This is a genomic window from Isoptericola croceus (assembly GCF_029382255.1).
GTDB lineage: Bacteria > Actinomycetota > Actinomycetes > Actinomycetales > Cellulomonadaceae > Isoptericola > Isoptericola croceus.
Window position 1 is genome coordinate 1 of the sequence record NZ_JARLLG010000316.1, and the last position, 268, is coordinate 268.

The following is a 268-nucleotide window of genomic DNA, read 5'->3' on the forward strand; positions in this document are numbered from 1 at the left end:
GGGATTCCGACTCAGGATGCTGCTCATCGATTGCATCCTCGTCATCACTCATGCCGTCGAAATCCGAGTCCTCCTGAAATCCCTCAGGGGCTGTTGCCCCATCCTCTTCGTCAATGTAGAAGGCCCTCCGCCGCCAGCGCTCGTGGATTCCTTCTCTTCGCGCCTCTTCCACCCGTCTTTGGTCCTCGTCGTGCATCCGATTATACACGGCGGTCCCAATGCGAGCCCTGTCCACGGGATCCGTGACCTCGTGCAGAGGAACGTACGC

At 59.3% G+C, this 268-nt stretch carries 1 protein-coding gene; it reads right to left on the reverse strand.

Annotated features, from left to right (window positions below; all coding sequences use genetic code 11):
- Window positions 1-196, reverse strand: a 196-nt coding sequence (locus PZC42_RS24755) for a hypothetical protein (RefSeq protein ID WP_277214197.1), incomplete at its 3' end; no start/stop codon positions are given.
- Between the last annotated feature and the right edge of the window lie 72 nt (window positions 197-268).